Here is a 16,441-nt window from a genome sequence, read left to right on the forward strand (position 1 = left end):
GCCTCGGCCACGCGTCCTCGGCCGGGCGGGTCGGTGGTCACCTGGCGGTGAACTGCCACCAGTTGACGTTGAACAGGTAGCCGCTGCCGCCGGTGAACCGGAAGTACACGTCCTGGGTGCCCGACAGGCCGTTGACCGGGCACGAGACCGTCGTCCAGTTCTGCCAGCCGCCGGTGCCGGGCACGGTGCAGCGGGCGGTGGTGGCCCCGGTCGCGCTGCCGGTGCGGACCTCCAGCGCGCCGCCGGACGTCCCCGAGGCGACGCGGGCGGTGAACGTCGACGCGCCGTTGCCGAACGCGACGTTCCTGACCTTGATCCAGTCGCCGTTCTCGATCCAGCCGACGTTCATGCCGCCCTCGCCGGCGGGCTCGGTCTCGACGCCGCTCCCCCACGCGATGGTCTCGGCCTCCTGGCGGGTGTAGGGGTTGAGCACGTCGACGGGCGGCGGGCCGCTCGTGGTCATGCCGAGGCGCGGGATGGTGCCGTCGGCGTTGTAGGTGAACCTCTCCACCGCGACGGAGCGGGCGTAGCCGCCACCGCCCGGCAGCGCGCCGTTGTGGTAGAAGAAGTACGAGTTGTTCTTGTAGTCGACGACGCCCGGGTGGTTGGTGAAGCTGCTGCCCTGGGTGGGCATCAGCGTGCCCCGGTAGGTCCACGGTCCGGTGGGGCCGGGCGCGGTGGAGTAGGCGATGAACTCCGAGCAGCACTGGGCGGCGAAGACGTTGTAGTACAGGCCGTTGCGCTTGTAGACCCACGGCGCTTCCTCGTACAGGGTGGGCCTGTCGGGGTTGCCGGTGCGGGTGCCGAAGCCCGCCGCGGTGAGCGGTATCCGGGTCGGGCTGCCGGAGAAGCTGGTCATGTCGGCGTTGAGGCGGACGTACCAGAGGTTGGGGTTGCCCCAGTAGAGGTACGCCTGACCGTTGTCGTCGATGAACACGGAGGGGTCGATCTCGCCGTTCTCGACGAGCGGTCGGCCGAGCGCGTCGCGGAACGGCCCGGTGGGGCTGTCGGAGACGCCGACGCCGATGGCCATGCGGTTGGTGGCGCGGTTGACCACGGGGACGTACCAGTAGAACTTGCCGTTGCGCTCGACGGCCTGCCCGGCCCACGCGTCGGCCTTCGCCCAGGAGAAGGTGGACAGGTTCATGGGCGAGCCGTGGTCGGTCCAGTTGACCATGTCGGTGGTGGACCAGGTGCGCCACTCCTTCATGGTGAAGTAGGTGGCGCCGTCCTCGTCGCGGCCGGTGTAGAGGTAGAGGCGGCCGTTGTGGACCAGCGGCGCGGGGTCGGCGGTGTAGATGTGCTGCACGACCGGGTTGTCCGCCCGCGCCGCCCCGGGGAGCAGCGCGGCGAGGCAGAGGGCCGACAGGGTCCAGGCGACAGCGCGTCGCAGGGTGGAACGGGTGCGCGTCACGGGGTCTCCCCGGTCCGGGTGGGGCGGGTCATGACCGCGCCCACTTCTGGTTGGTCTGGCCGTTGCAGGTCCACAGCACCAGCCGCGAGCCGTTGGCGGTGGCGGCCCGCTCGACGTCCAGGCACAGTCCGGCGCGCGTGTTGCGCAGGGACCCGTCGGAGCCGAGCGTCCACTTCTGGTTGTCCTGACCGTTGCACGACCAAGTGATCACCCTGGTGCCGTTGGTCGTGCCCTGGTTGTCCGCGTCGAGGCACTTGTCGCCGAACACGCGCACCTCACCGCCGGCCCAGGTGGTCCACAGCTGGTTGGCGGCGGTGTGGCAGTCCCAGACCACCACGGCCGCGCCGGCGGCGGTGGAGGCGTTGTCCACGTCCAGGCAGCGGCCCGAGCCGGTGCCGCGCAGTCGGGAGGTCGTGGCGGTGATCGGGCTGCCGCCCGTGACCCGGAACGCGGCGACGCCGTGGGCCGGCACGCTCGCCGAGATCGTGCCCGTGCTGGTGGACGTGCCGCCGGTCCACAGGTCGGTGAGGGTGAACCCGTTGCCGGACAGGCCGATCTGCGCGGCCGTGGTGGAGATGGTGGTGGTGCCGCCGCCCCGGTTGAGCAGCCCGACCGCGACCGAGCCGTCGGACAGGGCCTTGGCGAAGACCTCGGTGTTGCCGTCGTCGCGCACGCGCCTGCCGCCCGCGCCGAGCGGGTCCTGGTTCACGGCGAGCAGCCGCGGGTTGCGCAGGATCGCGCTGACGTCGGCGGACATGGTGCGGATGTCGTTGCCCGCCATGAGCGGCGCGGCCATCAGCGCCCACAGCGCGAAGTGCGCGCGGGACTCGGTGAGGCTGAGCCCGGGACGGCCGACGACGAGCATGTCGGGGTCGTTCCAGTTGCCCGGGCCGGTCTGCGCGGCCAGGGGCGCGGTGACGTCGAGGACGTTGCCCACGCCCATCGGGTAGCTGTTGGTGTTGCCGTTCTGCCAGATGTCGAGCAGGTCCTCGGTGGTCCGCCACAGGTCGGCGACCTCACCCCAGTCGTACTTGTCGCCCGTCGGCGCGTGGAAGCTGTTGGAGTTGATGCTGTAGACGATCGGCCGGCCGGTGGCGCGCAGCGCGTCGCGCATGATCGAGAAGCGGGCGATCTGCTCGTCACGGGTGCCGGCGCCCGAGCACCAGTCGTACTTCAGGTAGTCCACGCCCCACGAGGCGAACGACCGGGCGTCCTGGACCTCGTGGCCCTTGCTGCCCGTCGAGCCGGGGTGCGTGCCGACGCCCTGGGCGCAGGTCTTCTCGTTGGGCGCCTGGTAGATGCCGAACTTCAAGCCCTTCGAGTGGATGTAGTCGCCGAGCGCCTTCATGCCGCTGGGGAACTTCGTCGGGTGGTGCCGCAGGTTGCCCGAGGAGTCGCGCTGCGGGTCGAACCAGCAGTCGTCCACGACGACGTACTGGTAGCCGGCATCGCGCATCCCGGAGGACACCATCGCGTCGGCGGCCTGGCGGACCTGGGCCTCGGTGATCCCGCAGCCGAAGCTGTTCCAGCTGTTCCAGCCGAGGGGCGGGGTGAGGGCGGGACTGCCGGGCGCCGCCTGTGCGGCGGGTCCCGCGACGGCGGTCGTGAGCGCCACCAGGACGGCGACCACGAGGTGGAGCGCTTTCCAGGGTCGGGCGGGCATCGTTGCCCCTTTCGCGCAGGGTGGGGAGACCGCCGGCGTGGGTGCCGACGGCGTGTGCCGGGGGTGGTCGTCGGGGGCTGGTCGTCGGGGGTGCGGCGGGCTCACGAACCGGTGCACGTGGCGGTGCCGACGGCCGCGGCCCCCGAACCCGACGCGATGAACCCGAAGGTCGCCGAGGCGCCGGGGCCGAGCGCGCCGTTGTAGGGGGCGTTGGTCACGGTGACCGTTCCGGTGCCGGACGCCGTGCCGCCCCAGACCTGCGAGACGGCGTGCCCGTTGGGCAGCGCCAGCCGCACGGTCCACCCGGTGATCGCCGAGGCGGTGGGGTTGGCGACGGTGACCTCGCCCTGGAAGCCGCCGCCCCAGCTGCCGGTCACGCGCGGCGCGGCCGTGCACGTGCCGCCGGGCTGCGGCTGGTCGCCGATGCTGCCCGGCACCGACCGCAGGGCGTCGTACCAGACGGCCGCCATCTTCGCGTAGCCGGCGGCGTTGGGGTGGATGCCGTCGGGCAGGTCCGAGACGGGCACCGCCGGGTACGCGTCCACCACGTGGACGCGCTTGCCGGCCGCCGCCTTGGCGCGCAACAACGGGACGATCGCGGCGTTGTAGCCGCGCACGGTGGCGTCCGCGAACCGGATCGGGATGATCGTCGAGACGAACACGTCCGCCGACGGCGCCTGGGCGGTGATCTTGTCCACCAGGGCCGACAGGCGCCTCGGCGCGCCCGCCGGGTCGCTGCCGTACATGTCGTTGGTGCCGATGTGCAGCAGGATCGTGCGGGGCGCGTGGGTGCGCAGCCAGTTCACGACGTTGGCGTCGACCTGCGCGATGGTCCAGCCGGGGTGGCCCTCGTGGTCGCGGTCCGGCATCGAGGACGGCCCGTCGACCGCCGAGCCGACGAAGTCGACGTCGCGCCCGGCGGACCGCAGCTTCGCACCCAGGTCGAGCCGGTAGCCGCCGCTCGAACCGCCCTGGGTGATCGAGTCGCCCAACGGCATCACGCGCACCGGTGCCGCGAGCGGGGCGGCGGTGCCCCCGGGGTTGGGAGCGGCGGAGACGGGCTGCGCCGTCAGCAGCACGGCCGCCAGCACACCGGACAGCACCTTCAGCGGGCTCGACATGGTGAGCCTTCCCGGGAGACCGAAGCGGACCGGGTCGCGGTTTCCCTGCGTCGTCGTTGACGGGTCACTTCGAGCAATGTAACCAGGCCGCTACAGCCGGTCAAAGCTAAATTTGTGAGCGCTAACTTTTAGCGAAACCTGGACGACCGTCGAATGCCTCATTCGAACTGGCCAGATAAGCGCAGGTAGAGCGCTATCACCCACAGGAAGGCTCCATTTGGCGGAGCCGATCCACCTGCCTCTGAGAGGTCGGTTTGTGAACGTGCACAAATGGGGGTCCCGACGGCGGGAGCAGCGCACGCGAAGGGTCCCCGTCCGGAGGAGGCGATGCTGCCGGACGGGGACCCGGGTCGGGCTGGTTACGGCCTCAGGAGCACGCGGTGCCGTTCAACGACGGCGAGGAGAACGGGGGCGTGGTCCCGTTGTAGTTCGCGTTGTACCCGATGGTCACCGACGCACCGGTCGCGAGCGTGCCGTTCCAGGACGCGTTGCCGACGCGGACCGCGTCACCGGTGTCGGTCCACGTCCCGTTCCAGCCCTGCGTGACGGACACACCCGGCGCCGAGAACACGAGGGTCCACCCGTTGATCGACGGCCCCCGGTTCCCGATCACGATCTCGCCGCTGTACCCGCCCGACCACTGGCTGACCACCCGGTGGCTGACCGTGCAGCCGCCGCCCGGGTTGCCGCCCGTGCTGGTGGTGGTCGTGGTGGTCGTCGTCGACGTCGGCCCCGCCGCCATCGCCAGCTCGTACGCGCGCTGCGGCACGAACTGACCGGCCTGCGCGATGCAGCCGTCCGCCTCGCCGGGCAGCTTCACCCACAGGAACGCGGCGATCTGCGCGTCCCCGGTGTTGGTGGTGCTGGGGATGCCGATCGCGCGCCCGGCCGGGTCGCACCACTCCTCGCCCAGCGGGCCGTTGCCGTTGCGGCTGGTGTCGATGACGGCCTTGAGCCTGCCGTCGCCGAGCGCGTTGAGGATGGCCTTGGTGTAGGACACCTCGGCGGAGGTGGTGCGGTAGTTCGACACGTTGCTGGCGATGCCGTCGGCGCTGTTGGAGATGTCCGCGGCGCGCAGCCGGTTGGCGGCCTCCGACGGGGAGAGCCACGCGGAGTTGCCGATGTCGAAGTACACCTTCGCCTGCGACGACCCGGACTTGAGCTTCTTGCCCGCGTAGGCCATCGACGCCCTGGTCTGGCTCTGCTGGTCCGCGTTCTGGCAGTTGCTCATGATCGGGAGCACGTCGGGCTCCAGGATGATCGCCGCCGGGCGCCCGGCGAGACCGGCCGCGACCTCGTCAACCCACGCCCGGTACGCCTGGTGCGACGGCGCGCCGCCACCGCTGGCGCCACCGCAGTCGCGGTTCGGGATGTTGTAGACGACCATGATCGGGATCTTCCCGGCCGCCGCCGCCGCGCCGACGAACGAGCTGACCTCCGAGCGCACCGACGAGGTGTTGGTCGTGGTGTACCACCGCGCCTGAGGCACCGAGGCGATCCGGTCGCGGATCACCGCCGCCCGCGAGTCGCCCGGGTTGGCGGCGACCCACTTCGCGCTGGAGTTGGAGGTGTCGACGTAGAAGGCCGAGTCCGCGGCCTGGGCGGTCGTGCCACCGCCCACGGCCAGGGCCGCGGCCCCGGTCACGAGCGCGATCGAGAGCACGGACGCGGACGCTGCCCGCTTCCTCCGCTTCATGGGATCTCCTGTCAGGGTGCCGGGTGAGCGTTCTGGACGGGGACGGCGACTGGCTGCGCCTCCGGTCACGAGGCCGGGGCGGGGGCAGCGGCGCCGCCGCGTGCCGTGTTCGTTGCTCTCATCCGATGTCCTCGCAGCGTCGTTGCTGTGTCAGGTGGGCGCGTTCGCGCTGGGAGCGCTCCCAGTCGAGTGGTCGCCGATGGTCGCGACCACGTGCGAAGGGATTCGACCTCGAATCAATCTAGCCACGCCGAATGAGGCAGTCAATTGTCGACGGAGCTAAAGATGTTAGCGTTCACTTTAGCTCTCTTGTCTATGTAGCACTGAAGAACTATCCTTGAAGCCGCTTGTTGTGAACGCTCACATTGAGCTGGTTCCCGTGTGCCCAGCTCTGGACGCCAGATCGTCCACCGCTCGACGGCGAGCCGGCCGACGGCCGGGAGGCGCGATCCGGCCCAACCCCATCGTCGATGGCGATGAGTAGTACTCAGTCGACGGCATCGACCCGCTCCACGATCCAAGAGCCTGAGAGCTTCGGGGCGACCTCCACACGCAACCCCGCGAAACTCGACGTGCTTGCTCTCTTGACGACGTGGGAACCCGAGGGCTGTCATGAGTAACCATCGGGATCACGTTCGGATGAGTCTGACTCTTGGCGAGCTCTTGAGCGGAGAACGGGAGGTCCACCGTGGGCTCACGACGGGTCACGCTGGCGGATGTGGCCAAGGTGGTCGGCGTTTCCCAGACCACCGTGTCCCTGGTGCTGTCGGGGCGCGGCCGCGACCTGCGGATCTCCGAAGGCGTGCAGCGGCGGGTCCGCGAGGCCGCGGCGGAGATGGAGTACCGGCGGAACCGGTCCCCGGTGGGGCGGCACGGGGCGAGGACGCGGACGATCGCGTTCGTGTCCGACTCGGTCTCCGGCTCGCGGGTGGCCGGCGACGTGGTCGGGGGCGCGCTCGCCGCGGCCCGCCGGCACGGCGTGACGTTGCTGTTCGGCGAGACGGAGGGCGACGCCCGCGCCGAGCGGGCGTTGATCGGGACGATGCAGGACCACCGCGTGGACGGCATCGTCCTGGCCGCGGCGCACACCAGGACGACCAGCGTCCCGGCCGGGTTGGCCCTCGGCGCCGCGGTGCTGCTCAACGTGCTGCCCTCGGAGCCCTCACCGCTGCCCCGGGTCCTGCCCGACGAGGTCCAGGGCGGGCGCGCAGCCGCGCGCGTGCTCCTCGACGCGGGCCACGGCGAGGGCATCCACGTCATCGGCGCCGGCCCGGACGGCGACGTCCCCTTCGGACGGGCCACCGCCCTGGACCGGCTCACCGGTGTCCGCCAGGCGCTGGGCGAGGCCGGCGTCGAGGTGGAGAGCGGGCGTCCGTGCCGGTGGTGGTTGCCGCAGCACGGTTTCGAGGCGACGCGCGACCTGCTGCGCGGCGAACGCCCCCGCGCGCTGGTCTGCCTCGACGACCGGCTCGCCTTCGGCGCGTACCAGGCGTTGCAGGACGCGGGTCTCAGCGTGCCCGACGACGTCTCCGTCGTCTCCTTCGGCGACTACCCCGTCGCCTCCTGGCTCCGCCCCGGCCTCACCACCGTCGCCTTCCCGCACCACGACCTCGGGGCGAAGGCCGTCGACCTCCTCCTCTCCCCGGCCGAGCAGCACGGCGCGGACCGGTCGTGCGGGGGCACGGCCCACCGCGTCCCCATGCCCGTCCGAGGCAGGGGCTCCGTGGCGCCGCCGCGCTGAGGGACCTGCGGGGCGCGCTCACCGCCGGAAGGGCGCGGTGGCGGCGCGCAGGAACGCCAGTCCCCCGGTGGCGAGGGCGTCGGGCGAGGCGGCCAGCGGCCGCCAGATCGAGGCGGCCGTCGCGATCGCGGCGTTGTCCGGGGTGAACGACTCGATGCACAGCGGGCCGCGGTAGCGGGCGTCGGCCAGCGCCCGCAGCAGCGCGGGCCAGTCCTGGTGGTCCTCCCCCGGCGTGCCCCGGTCGTTGGCGCACACCTGGACGTGCGCGATCCGCGCGCCCGCGGCCCGGACGGCGTCGACCGGCGAGGACTCCTCGATGTTCATGTGGTAGGTGTCGAGGGCCAGCCCGCACCCCTCGTCGGGCAGGCCGTCCAGCGCCTCCAGGGCCTGTTCGACCGTGTTGAGCAGGCTGGTCTCGTAGCGGTTCAACGGCTCCACCGCCAGGCGCACGCCCCTCGACGCCGCGTGCTCGACGACGGGGGCGAGGTTCCCGCGCAGTTCGGCGTAGACCTCCGGCCGGTTCTCGACGCGCCAGGTGCGGCCCACCGGGCTGTACGCCGGCCCCGCCACCACACCGCTGCCGACGATCGCCGCGACGTCCACGACGTGACGCAGGTAGTCCTGGGTCCCGGCGACGGCGCCCGCTGCGAGCAGGTCCCGGCCGGGTGGCATGACGAGGCACACCGCGGCGCCGAGGCCGAGGCCCGCCAGCAGGTCGGCCGCCCGGTGCGGGTCCCAGTCGCCGGGGTGCTCCACCGGCAGTTCGACGACGTCGAAGCCCCAGTCGCGGATGCGCGGCGCGAGCCGGGCCAGGACGTCGTCGGTGAGCGGTGACGCCCAGACCCAGGTGCTGACGCCGATGTCCCACACGCCCGCGCCTACTTCCACGGACCCGGGTAGCCCGGCATCGACTCGCAGCCGCACATGGCGTAGTGCAGCGGCGGCATGTCGTCCCGGATGAAGTCCCCGACGTCGGCGCCGGTCACCTTCGGCTGGGGCAGCACCCACTCCCGGGGCACCGGCGCGCCCGCGAGGACGCGCAGCGCGGCGATGACCGGCGTGCGCCACTGGAACGTGGGGTAGGTGGGCGCGATCGCGGTCATCCCCTCCGCCACCCAGGTCCGCAGGAAGTCCTGCTGGTCCTCGCCGACGAACGGCGGGATGGGCACGCCCGCGTCCTGGAACGCCTCGACCGCGGCGACGGCGGTCGCGCCGGCGTCCATCCACACGCCGTCGATCCGGCCCTCGCGCTGGAGGTAGTCGTCGACGACGGCCTTGGTCCTGGCCGCGTCCCCGTCGGTGAACTCGACGCCGACGACGTCCAGCCCGCTGTCCGCGAAGATCTCGTTCGCCGCGGCCCACCGCTGCTCCAGCACGTCCACGCCGGGCAGGATGCGCAGCGCCAGGACCTTGCCGCCCGGCGCCACCTCCTCCTTCAGGAACTCGGCGCCGTCCGCACCGAACGCGAACCCGCCGATCGGGTGGATGAAGGTGACCGGGCAGTCGGAGTCGACGCCGCGGTCGAACACGATCACCGGCACACCGGTCCGGCACGCGGCCTCCACGGCGGGGGTCAGCGTGGCGGTGGTGTTCGGCGACACGATCAGCGCGTCGCACCCCCGGTCGGCGAACGACTGGATGTCGCTGACCTGCTTGTCGTCCTTGGCCTCCGCGTCGAGCACGGTGAACGAGGTGATCTCCGGGTGGAGCTTCACCTCCTCCCGCATGGTCCTGAACCCGACCTGCCGCCAGGGGTTGTCGACCGACGCGTTGGAGAAGCACAGGTGGTGGCCGCCACCGGGCTTGGCGTACCGGGTGGTGTCGGCCATCTCCGGGTCGAGCATCTGCTCCCACGGCCCGGGCTCCGGGCCGCCGTCCTCGAACCCGACCGGTCGCGCCGTGCGGAGTTCCAGCTGGCGCTCGAACTCGACCCGGTCGAAGAACCCGGCCCCGTCCCCGGTCCGGGCCGGGGTCGTCGTGCCCGCCGCGTCCCCGGTGGGCAGGTCGCTCGAACAACCGGCTGTCACGAGGGCGACCGCGAGGGCGACCGCCGACCACTTCCTGCGCATCGTGCTGCTCCTCGGTTCTCCGGGGGTTGTCCGGGGTTGTTCAGGGGGTGACCGGTCCGCGCTCGCGGGCCCGGGACGCCCGTCGCGGGCCGGTGCTCCGGGCGGCGTAGGCGACCGCGGTGACGATGATCAGGCCCTGCACGGCGGATTCGAGCGCACCGGGGACGCCGAGCAGGTTCAACAGCGAGAACAGGGCCTCCAGCGACAACCCTCCCGCGGCCGCGGCCACCACCGAACCGCGTCCGCCGCCGAGCACGACGCCGCCGAGCACGACCGCGGTGATGGCCCGGAACTCCAGGCCCGCGCCGACCTGCGCGGACACCCCGGCGAAGCCGGCGAGCAGGACGGCGGCGAGGGCGGCGAGCAGTCCCGAGAGCGCGAACGCCACCAACCGCAGCCGGTCGACCAGGCCACCGGCCAGCCGGACGGCCGTGTCGTTGTCCCCCACCGCGAGCAGCGTGCGCCCGGTGCCGCTGCGCATGAACAGCACCGCGCCGGCCGACACGACCAGCACGACGACGACCGACCACGGCACCTGGCCCAGGAGCGGCACGTCGAACCCGCCCCGGCCGAACACCCGGAACGAGGGGGACAGCGCGCCGCGCGGCGCGCCGCCGGTCCACAGGAACACCGCGCCGTCGAGCACCAGCAGCATCCCGAGCGTCACGATGAACGACGGCACCAGCAGCTTCGTCGTGATGAGCCCGTTGAGCAGGCCGACCAGGACGCCGAAGCCGAGCAGCAGCGCGATCACCGGCAGGGCGTTCGCGTCGTCGCCCGCGACGAGCCGCGCGGCGATCACGACCTCCGCGGTCACCAGCGCCCCCACTGACAGGTCGAAGCCGCCGGACACGACCACGAAGTACTGGCCCACCGCCAGGAGCACCAGCGGCGCGGCGCGCTTGAACAGGGCCAGGTAGCCGGCCGGCTCGGTGTACGCGGGGCCGGCGAACGCCAGCGCCACCAGCAGGACCGCCAGCACCACCAGCACCGGCGCGGTCCCGTCGGCCAGACGGGGTCGCCGCGTCACGCCGCCCCCCGGAACGGCCGGCGGCGGGCGTACAGCGCCACCGCGACGACGAGCACGACGCCGCGCACCACGTCCTTGAAGAACGGGTCGACGGCGAGGTCGTCGAAGACGGTGTCCAGGGTGGCCAGGAGGAGCACGCCGCCGACCGTGCCGACGACGCCGCCGCGCCCGCCCGCGAGGGCCGTCCCGCCGAGCACCACGGCCGCGATGGACTCCAGGTCGTACCCCGCGTCAGTGCCGACGTGCGGCGCCCCCGACCCGAGCCTGGCGGCCAGGAAGACGCCGGCGAGACCCGCCGCGACCGAGCACAGCACGTGCGCGGTGACGATCGTCCGGCCGGTCCGCACGCCGGACAGCCGGGCCACGTCGACGTCCCCGCCGACCGCGTACGCGTGGTAGCCGCCACGGGTCCGCCGCAGGTACCACCACGCGGCCGCCGCGACGAGCAGCGCCAGCAGCGCGCCCACCGGGACCGGGCCGACCCGGGCGTAGCCGAGGTGCTGGAACGACCGGGGCACGCTGCCCGCGGGCCCGGTGTAGCCGTGCTCCAGGTAGCCGCGCAGGACCAGCGCGACCCCGAGCGTGGCGATGAACGCGTTGACGCCGAGCACCGTGATCACCAGCCCGTTGACGAGGCCCACGACGGCCGCGACCGCCAGCGCGAGCAGCACCCCGGGCACGACCATCGTCCCGCTGCCGGCCATGGTCTCGGCCGCCACCAGCGAGCACAGCCCGACCAGGTGGGCGACCGACAGGTCGAGCGACCCGGTGACCACGACCAGGGTCTGGCCGACCGCGACCAGTCCCAGCGCGGTGGCGCGGGTCAGGATGTTGACGACCCCGCCCTGGTCGAGCAGCACACCGCCGCCGAGCGCCACCAGGGCGCTGCCGGCCACGAGCAGCACGACCAGTGCGACGTACACGGCCACCACGGGGGTGAACGCGAACCTCCGCGGTCGCTCCGCGGTGTCCCGCCGGGCGGTGTCCCGCCGGGTCCGGGCGGGTCCCGGCACGGCGCTCATGCCGTGCCACCAGGCTCGTGCCCGGTCGCCAGCCTCATCACGGCCTCCTCCGAGGCACCGGCGGGCAGTTCGCCCGCCACCGCGCCCTCGTGCATCACGAGGAGCCGGTCGCTCATGCCGATCAGCTCGGGCAGCTCCGAGGAGATCAGGAGGACGGCCATCCCCCTGTCCGCGAGGTCGCGCAGCAGCCGGTGGACGGCCTGCTTCGCGCCCACGTCGACGCCGCGGGTCGGCTCGTCCGCGATCAGCACCCGCGGCTCGACCGCGAGCCACTTGGCGAGCACGACCTTCTGCTGGTTGCCGCCCGACAGGTGGCGCACCTCCCGGTGCGGCACGCGCTCGGTGAGGGCGACCGACCGCAGCAGCCGGGCGAGGTCGGACGACCGCCGCGCCGCGGCCCCGCGCAGCGCCGCGCGCCGCACGAGCAGGGCGTTGTCCTCCACCGACTGCCGCAGCGCCAGCCCTTCGCCCTTGCGGTCCTCGGTGACGTGGCCGATGCCGGCGCGCACCGCGGCGCGGGGCCGGTCCAGGCGGACCGGCACGCCGTCCACCTCGACGGAGCCCCTGGTGAACGGCTCCACACCCCAGATCGCCCGCGCCGTCGCCGACCGCCCCGACCCCTGCAACCCGGCCAGGCCGACGACCTCCCCCGCGCGGACCTCGAAGTCCAGGTCCCGCACCCGGTCGTTCCCCGCCGAGCGCAGCGCCAGCCGCACGTCGCCCGCGCCGCGACCGCGCTCCGGGTACCGGGCGTGCACCGGGCGACCGACCATCAGCCGCACCAGCTCGTCGGGGGTGACGTCCCCGGTCGGCGAGGTCGCCACGAACGCGCCGTCCTTCAGCACCGTGATCCGCCGGCTGAGGTCGAACACCTCGCGCATCCGGTGGGAGACGTAGAGGACCGCCACCCCCCGCTCGCACAGCTTCCCCACCAGCGCGTACAGCAGTTCGACCTCGTGCTCGGCCAGCGCGGCGGTGGGCTCGTCCATGGCGAGCACCGCGGCGTCGGCGGACAGCGCCTTGACGATCTCCACCACCTGCCGCTGCGCGACGGGGAGCCGTGCGACGGCGACCGCCGGGTCGATGGTCGCCACGCCCAGCGAGTCCAGCAGGCGCCGCGTCCCCTCCTCCATCGCCCGGCGGTCGACCCGGCCGCGCCGCACGGGCTCGCGGCCGAGGAACACGTTCTCGGCGACCGACCGGTGCTCCAGGAGGGCGAACTCCTGGTGGATCGTCGTGATGCCCGACGCGAGCGCGTCGTGCGGGCCGGCGAACGAGACCTCCCGGTCCCCCACCACGATCCGACCGGAGTCCGGTTTGTGCACGCCGGCCAGCACCTTCAGCAGCGTCGACTTGCCGGCGCCGTTCTCCCCGACCAGCGCGTGGACCTCGCCCGCCCTCAGGGCGAGGTCCACGCCGCGCAGCACGGTGACGCCGTGGAAGCTCTTGGTGACGCCTTCCAGCCGCACGTCCACGCGCGCACCTCCCTCCACGTCCGTTCCGGGCGTCACCGCGCCGTCCGCCCGTCAGGTGGGCGGACGTGGTCAGAACTGGGAGATGAACCTCCAGGCCTCGCCCTTGGTCCAGGTCCGGACGCCGCTCTCGGCATAGGTGCCGTCGACCGGGCCGGGCATGTGGCCGTTGTCGAAGGCGGCCCACTGGACCGGGTAGCCCGCCCGGCACGAGTAGGTCGTGGTGACGTGGCTCATGCTGCCCTGCGCCGGCTCGCGCGGGTTCTGCGGCGTGCAGCCGTTGTTGGCGACGAACCGGTCCCGCAGCTGCCGTCCCATGGAGATGTTGAGGACGTTGTCGGTGAGGCCGTGCAGTCCGAAGTAGGCGATCGGCTGGCTGCCGCCGCTGCACCCGCTCAACTGGGCGCCGGCGTAGACGACCACGGCCCGGAACACGGTCGCCCGGGCGCAGGCGAGGGCGTAGCTCATGCCGCCGCCGTAGCTGAAGCCCATCGCGAAGCGCAGCTTCGGGTCGACGCACAGGTCGGCCTCGATCCGCTTGATCATGTCGTCGGTGAACGTGACGTCCTCACCGCCGGAGTTGGCCCAGCCGTTGCCCAGGCCCTGCGGCGCGACGAGGATCGCGCTGTTGTTCGACTGCTCCTGCATCCCGTAGTAGGACCACGCGGTCCCGCTGGTCCCGCCGGAGGAGACGTCGTTCATGGTGCCGCCGCGCCAGTGGAACCCGAAGATCAACCGGTACGGCCGGGTGTTGTCGTAGCCGTCGGGCACCCGCAGGATGAAGCTGCGGCTCTTGCCGCCGCTCTGGATCGTGTGCGTGCCGCTGCGCAGCGTCGGGGCCTTGCCGCAGCCGCTGCCGCCCGGGTCGCCCCCGCCGGACACCTTGGCCAGCTGCCACTGCTGGTTGGCCCCGCCGTGGTCGGCGTACTGCACGACGTTGGCGTTGTCCGCGGTGGAGGAGCCCTGCACCTCCACCGCCTTGTTGCTGTGCCGGGCGATCAACCGCACGTGGCCGCCGTCGGAGTCGGCCAGCCGGAACTGCTGGTTGGTCCCGCCGTGGTCGGCCCACTGCTGGATCGCGGCGCCGTCGGCGGTGGACGAGCCGGGCACGTCGAGGACCTTGCCGGAGTGCCGGGACTTGACGCGGTAGTAGCCGCCGCCGGAGTCCTGGAACTGCCACTGCTGGTTGGCCGCGTCGTGGCGCATCCACTGGGTGATCCGCGCACCGTCGGCAGTGGACGAACCGGACAGGTCCAGCGCCTTGCCGCTGGTGCGGTTGACCAGCACGTACCACGCGCCGGTGTCGACCGTGGCCGCCGCCGCGGGCGGCGCGTCCACCGCGGTCATCGCGCCGGCCGCGAGGAGCACCGCCGCCGCGGCGGCCGTCACGGGCCGTCGGCGTCGGGTCGGTCGGGAGGCGAGGGCCTCACCGCTGGTTCTCATCGAGCACTCCTTCGGTTCAAGGCAGGGTCCACCGTTGGTTGGCGCCGCCGTGGCAGCTCCAGATGATCAACTGCGTGCCGTCCGCCGAGCTGCCGCCGTTGGCGTCCAGGCACTTGCCCGACTGCGGGTTCACCAGCGAACCGTTGGCCCCGGCGGTCCAGTTCTGACCACCGCCGCCGTTGCAGGTCCACAACCTCGCGGCACTGCCGTTCGCCGTGCCGCCGCCCGACACCTCCAGGCACTTGTCCAGTGCGCGCAGGGTGGTGCCGTTGACCGTCCAGCGCTGGTTCGCACCGCCGTTGCACGTCCACAGCTGCACCTTCGCGCCGTCGACCGAGCTGCCGCCGTTGACGTCCACGCACTTGCCCGAGGAGCCGGTGATCGGCCCGGTGCGCGGAACCGCGCCACCCAGTTCCCTGACGCGGATGTTGCGGAACGACACGTCGTCGCCGGTGCCGTGGTTCTGGATGCCGATGTGCCCCGACACCAGGGACCGGGCCGGGTCGGTGTTGGTGAAGTCGTTGATCCGCACGCCGTTGAGGAACACCTGGAGGCGCTCGCCCTCCACCAGCAGCTCGAAGGTGTTCCACTCGCCGGGCGGGTTGAGCGCGCCGTCGCGGGCGGTCTGGTCGGCGCCCTTGAACCCGTAGACCGCGCCCGTGGTCCTGTCGGCGGTGTCGGTTGCGTCGATCTGCACCTCGTAGCCGTTGCTCATCGCGGAGGCCGGGTCGGTGCTCGGCGGGAAGCCGACGAAGACCCCGGAGTTGTCGTCGCCGGGCATCCGCCAGTCCAGCTTGAGCGAGTACGAGCGGTACTCGCGCGCGCTGTTCCAGAACAGGCCTTGGCCGCCGAACGAGGTCAGCGTGCCGTCGCCGTTGGTGAAGCCGCCCGGTCCGGCCTGCGACCAGCCGGCGGTGGAACCGTTGTACAGCGCGGTGTAGCCGTTCTCCGGCCGGCAGTCGGCCCTGGTCCGACCGGCCGCGTAGCGGATGCCGCCGAGGAGCAGGGCGCGGAACCCGGCCTCGGCGTAGCTCGCCTGGGTGTGGCCGCCGCCGGTGTAGAAGGAGCGCCCGCCCTGGACCGCCTTGCACCAGGTGTGCGGGTGGTCGGCACCCATCCGGCCGCCGCTGTAGCTCGACTCGTCGAGCGAGGCCAGCACGCGGGCGGTGGAGCGGACGCTGCCGCGGAAGTCGTACCACTCGTCGGTCCGGGTCCACGTCGGACCGAGGTGCGCGGTGGCCGCGTGCGCCCGGTCCTCCACCCGGACCGTCGCCTGCTGGACCGCCGGGTGCGAGGTGAAGTACGTGCCGACCAGTTCGCCGTAGAACGGCCAGTCGTACTCGGTGTCGGACGCCGAGTGGACGCCGACGTACCCTCCCCCGCCCCGGACGTAGGACTCGAACGCGGTCTGCTGCGTCGCGTTGAGCACGTCCCCCGTGGTGTTGAGGAACACCACGGCCTCGTACCGGGCCAGGTTGGACGCGGTGAAGTGGTTCGAGTCCTCGGTGGTGGTCACCGTGAAGCTGTTGACCGCGCCCAGGTCCCTGATCAGCTGGGTGCCGGCCGGGATCGAGTCGTGGCGGAAACCGGTGGTCTTGGAGAACACCAGCACGTCATACGGCGCGTCGGCCGCGACGGCTGGCGGGCTGGAGCCGAGTGCGGCGGCGGTCAGCGCGGCAGCGGCCACGCCGATCGCGCGCCGGATCGGTGAGCGTCTCATCTTCGGCCGTCCTCGCGTGGTCATCAGGGCAGGGTCATCAGGGCAGGGTC

Annotated in this window: 11 protein-coding genes and 1 pseudogene; 1 reads left to right on the forward strand and 11 read right to left on the reverse strand. The window is 72.5% G+C overall.

Annotated features, from left to right (window positions below):
• Window positions 1-37: 37 nt before the first annotated feature.
• The 4 genes from J2S66_RS12390 to J2S66_RS12405 form a co-directional block, all read right to left on the reverse strand.
• The gene (locus J2S66_RS12390; RefSeq protein WP_310307109.1) at window positions 38-1,414 is read right to left on the reverse strand and encodes a glycoside hydrolase family 43 protein; all 1,377 of its coding nucleotides are present in this window, start codon (window positions 1,412-1,414) and stop codon (window positions 38-40) included.
• A 28-nt stretch (window positions 1,415-1,442) separates the two neighbouring features.
• Window positions 1,443-3,077, reverse strand: coding sequence for a glycoside hydrolase family 27 protein (locus J2S66_RS12395; RefSeq protein WP_310307110.1), 1,635 nt, complete (start codon window positions 3,075-3,077; stop codon window positions 1,443-1,445).
• Between the two features lie 101 nt (window positions 3,078-3,178).
• A complete protein-coding gene (locus tag J2S66_RS12400) occupies window positions 3,179-4,198 on the reverse strand; it encodes a cellulose binding domain-containing protein (RefSeq protein ID WP_310307111.1) in 1,020 nt (339 codons plus the stop codon).
• Between the two features lie 367 nt (window positions 4,199-4,565).
• Window positions 4,566-5,894 (reverse strand): glycoside hydrolase family 6 protein, encoded by a 1,329-nt coding sequence (locus tag J2S66_RS12405; RefSeq protein WP_310307112.1) that lies wholly within the window; start codon window positions 5,892-5,894, stop codon window positions 4,566-4,568.
• Between the two features lie 688 nt (window positions 5,895-6,582).
• Here J2S66_RS12405 and J2S66_RS12410 point away from each other — a divergent pair.
• Window positions 6,583-7,635, forward strand: coding sequence for a LacI family DNA-binding transcriptional regulator (locus J2S66_RS12410; RefSeq protein WP_310307113.1), 1,053 nt, complete (start codon window positions 6,583-6,585; stop codon window positions 7,633-7,635).
• 18 nt (window positions 7,636-7,653) lie between these two features.
• On the opposite strand, the gene J2S66_RS12415 is transcribed toward J2S66_RS12410, so the two are convergent.
• The 7 genes and pseudogenes from J2S66_RS12415 to J2S66_RS12445 form a co-directional block, all read right to left on the reverse strand.
• Window positions 7,654-8,505, reverse strand: coding sequence for a sugar phosphate isomerase/epimerase family protein (locus J2S66_RS12415; protein WP_310307114.1), 852 nt, complete (start codon window positions 8,503-8,505; stop codon window positions 7,654-7,656).
• An 8-nt stretch (window positions 8,506-8,513) separates the two neighbouring features.
• A complete protein-coding gene (locus J2S66_RS12420; protein ID WP_310307115.1) occupies window positions 8,514-9,704 on the reverse strand; it encodes a substrate-binding domain-containing protein in 1,191 nt (396 codons plus the stop codon).
• Window positions 9,705-9,744: 40 nt separating this feature from the next.
• Window positions 9,745-10,734: an ABC transporter permease gene (locus tag J2S66_RS12425; RefSeq protein ID WP_310307116.1), complete on the reverse strand. Its 990-nt coding sequence runs from the start codon at window positions 10,732-10,734 to the stop codon at window positions 9,745-9,747.
• Window positions 10,731-11,756 carry an ABC transporter permease gene (locus J2S66_RS12430; protein ID WP_310307117.1) on the reverse strand — a complete coding sequence of 342 codons (1,026 nt, stop codon included), beginning with the start codon at window positions 11,754-11,756 and terminating at the stop codon, window positions 10,731-10,733. The genes J2S66_RS12425 and J2S66_RS12430 overlap by 4 nt, the downstream gene beginning before the upstream one ends.
• A complete protein-coding gene (locus tag J2S66_RS12435; protein WP_310307118.1) occupies window positions 11,753-13,231 on the reverse strand; it encodes a sugar ABC transporter ATP-binding protein in 1,479 nt (492 codons plus the stop codon). The genes J2S66_RS12430 and J2S66_RS12435 overlap by 4 nt, the downstream gene beginning before the upstream one ends.
• Window positions 13,232-13,303: 72 nt before the next feature.
• Window positions 13,304-14,575: pseudogene (locus tag J2S66_RS12440) on the reverse strand (RICIN domain-containing protein); the annotation flags it as partial.
• A 112-nt stretch (window positions 14,576-14,687) separates the two neighbouring features.
• Window positions 14,688-16,391, reverse strand: coding sequence for a ThuA domain-containing protein (locus tag J2S66_RS12445; RefSeq protein WP_310307120.1), 1,704 nt, complete (start codon window positions 16,389-16,391; stop codon window positions 14,688-14,690).
• Window positions 16,392-16,441 lie beyond the last annotated feature (50 nt).

Source organism: Saccharothrix longispora (assembly GCF_031455225.1).
Lineage (GTDB): Bacteria > Actinomycetota > Actinomycetes > Mycobacteriales > Pseudonocardiaceae > Actinosynnema > Actinosynnema longispora.

Excerpts from the sequence above, each read along its gene's own strand:
- J2S66_RS12395 (WP_310307110.1), bottom strand. The coding sequence starts at position 3,077 with ATGCCCGCCCGACCCTGGAAAGCGCTCCACCTCGTGGTCGCCGTCCTG.
- J2S66_RS12400 (WP_310307111.1), bottom strand. The coding sequence starts at position 4,198 with ATGTCGAGCCCGCTGAAGGTGCTGTCCGGTGTGCTGGCGGCCGTGCTG.
- J2S66_RS12405 (WP_310307112.1), bottom strand. The coding sequence starts at position 5,894 with ATGAAGCGGAGGAAGCGGGCAGCGTCCGCGTCCGTGCTCTCGATCGCG.
- J2S66_RS12420 (WP_310307115.1), bottom strand. The coding sequence starts at position 9,704 with ATGCGCAGGAAGTGGTCGGCGGTCGCCCTCGCGGTCGCCCTCGTGACA.
- J2S66_RS12430 (WP_310307117.1), bottom strand. The coding sequence starts at position 11,756 with ATGAGCGCCGTGCCGGGACCCGCCCGGACCCGGCGGGACACCGCCCGG.
- J2S66_RS12445 (WP_310307120.1), bottom strand. The coding sequence starts at position 16,391 with ATGAGACGCTCACCGATCCGGCGCGCGATCGGCGTGGCCGCTGCCGCG.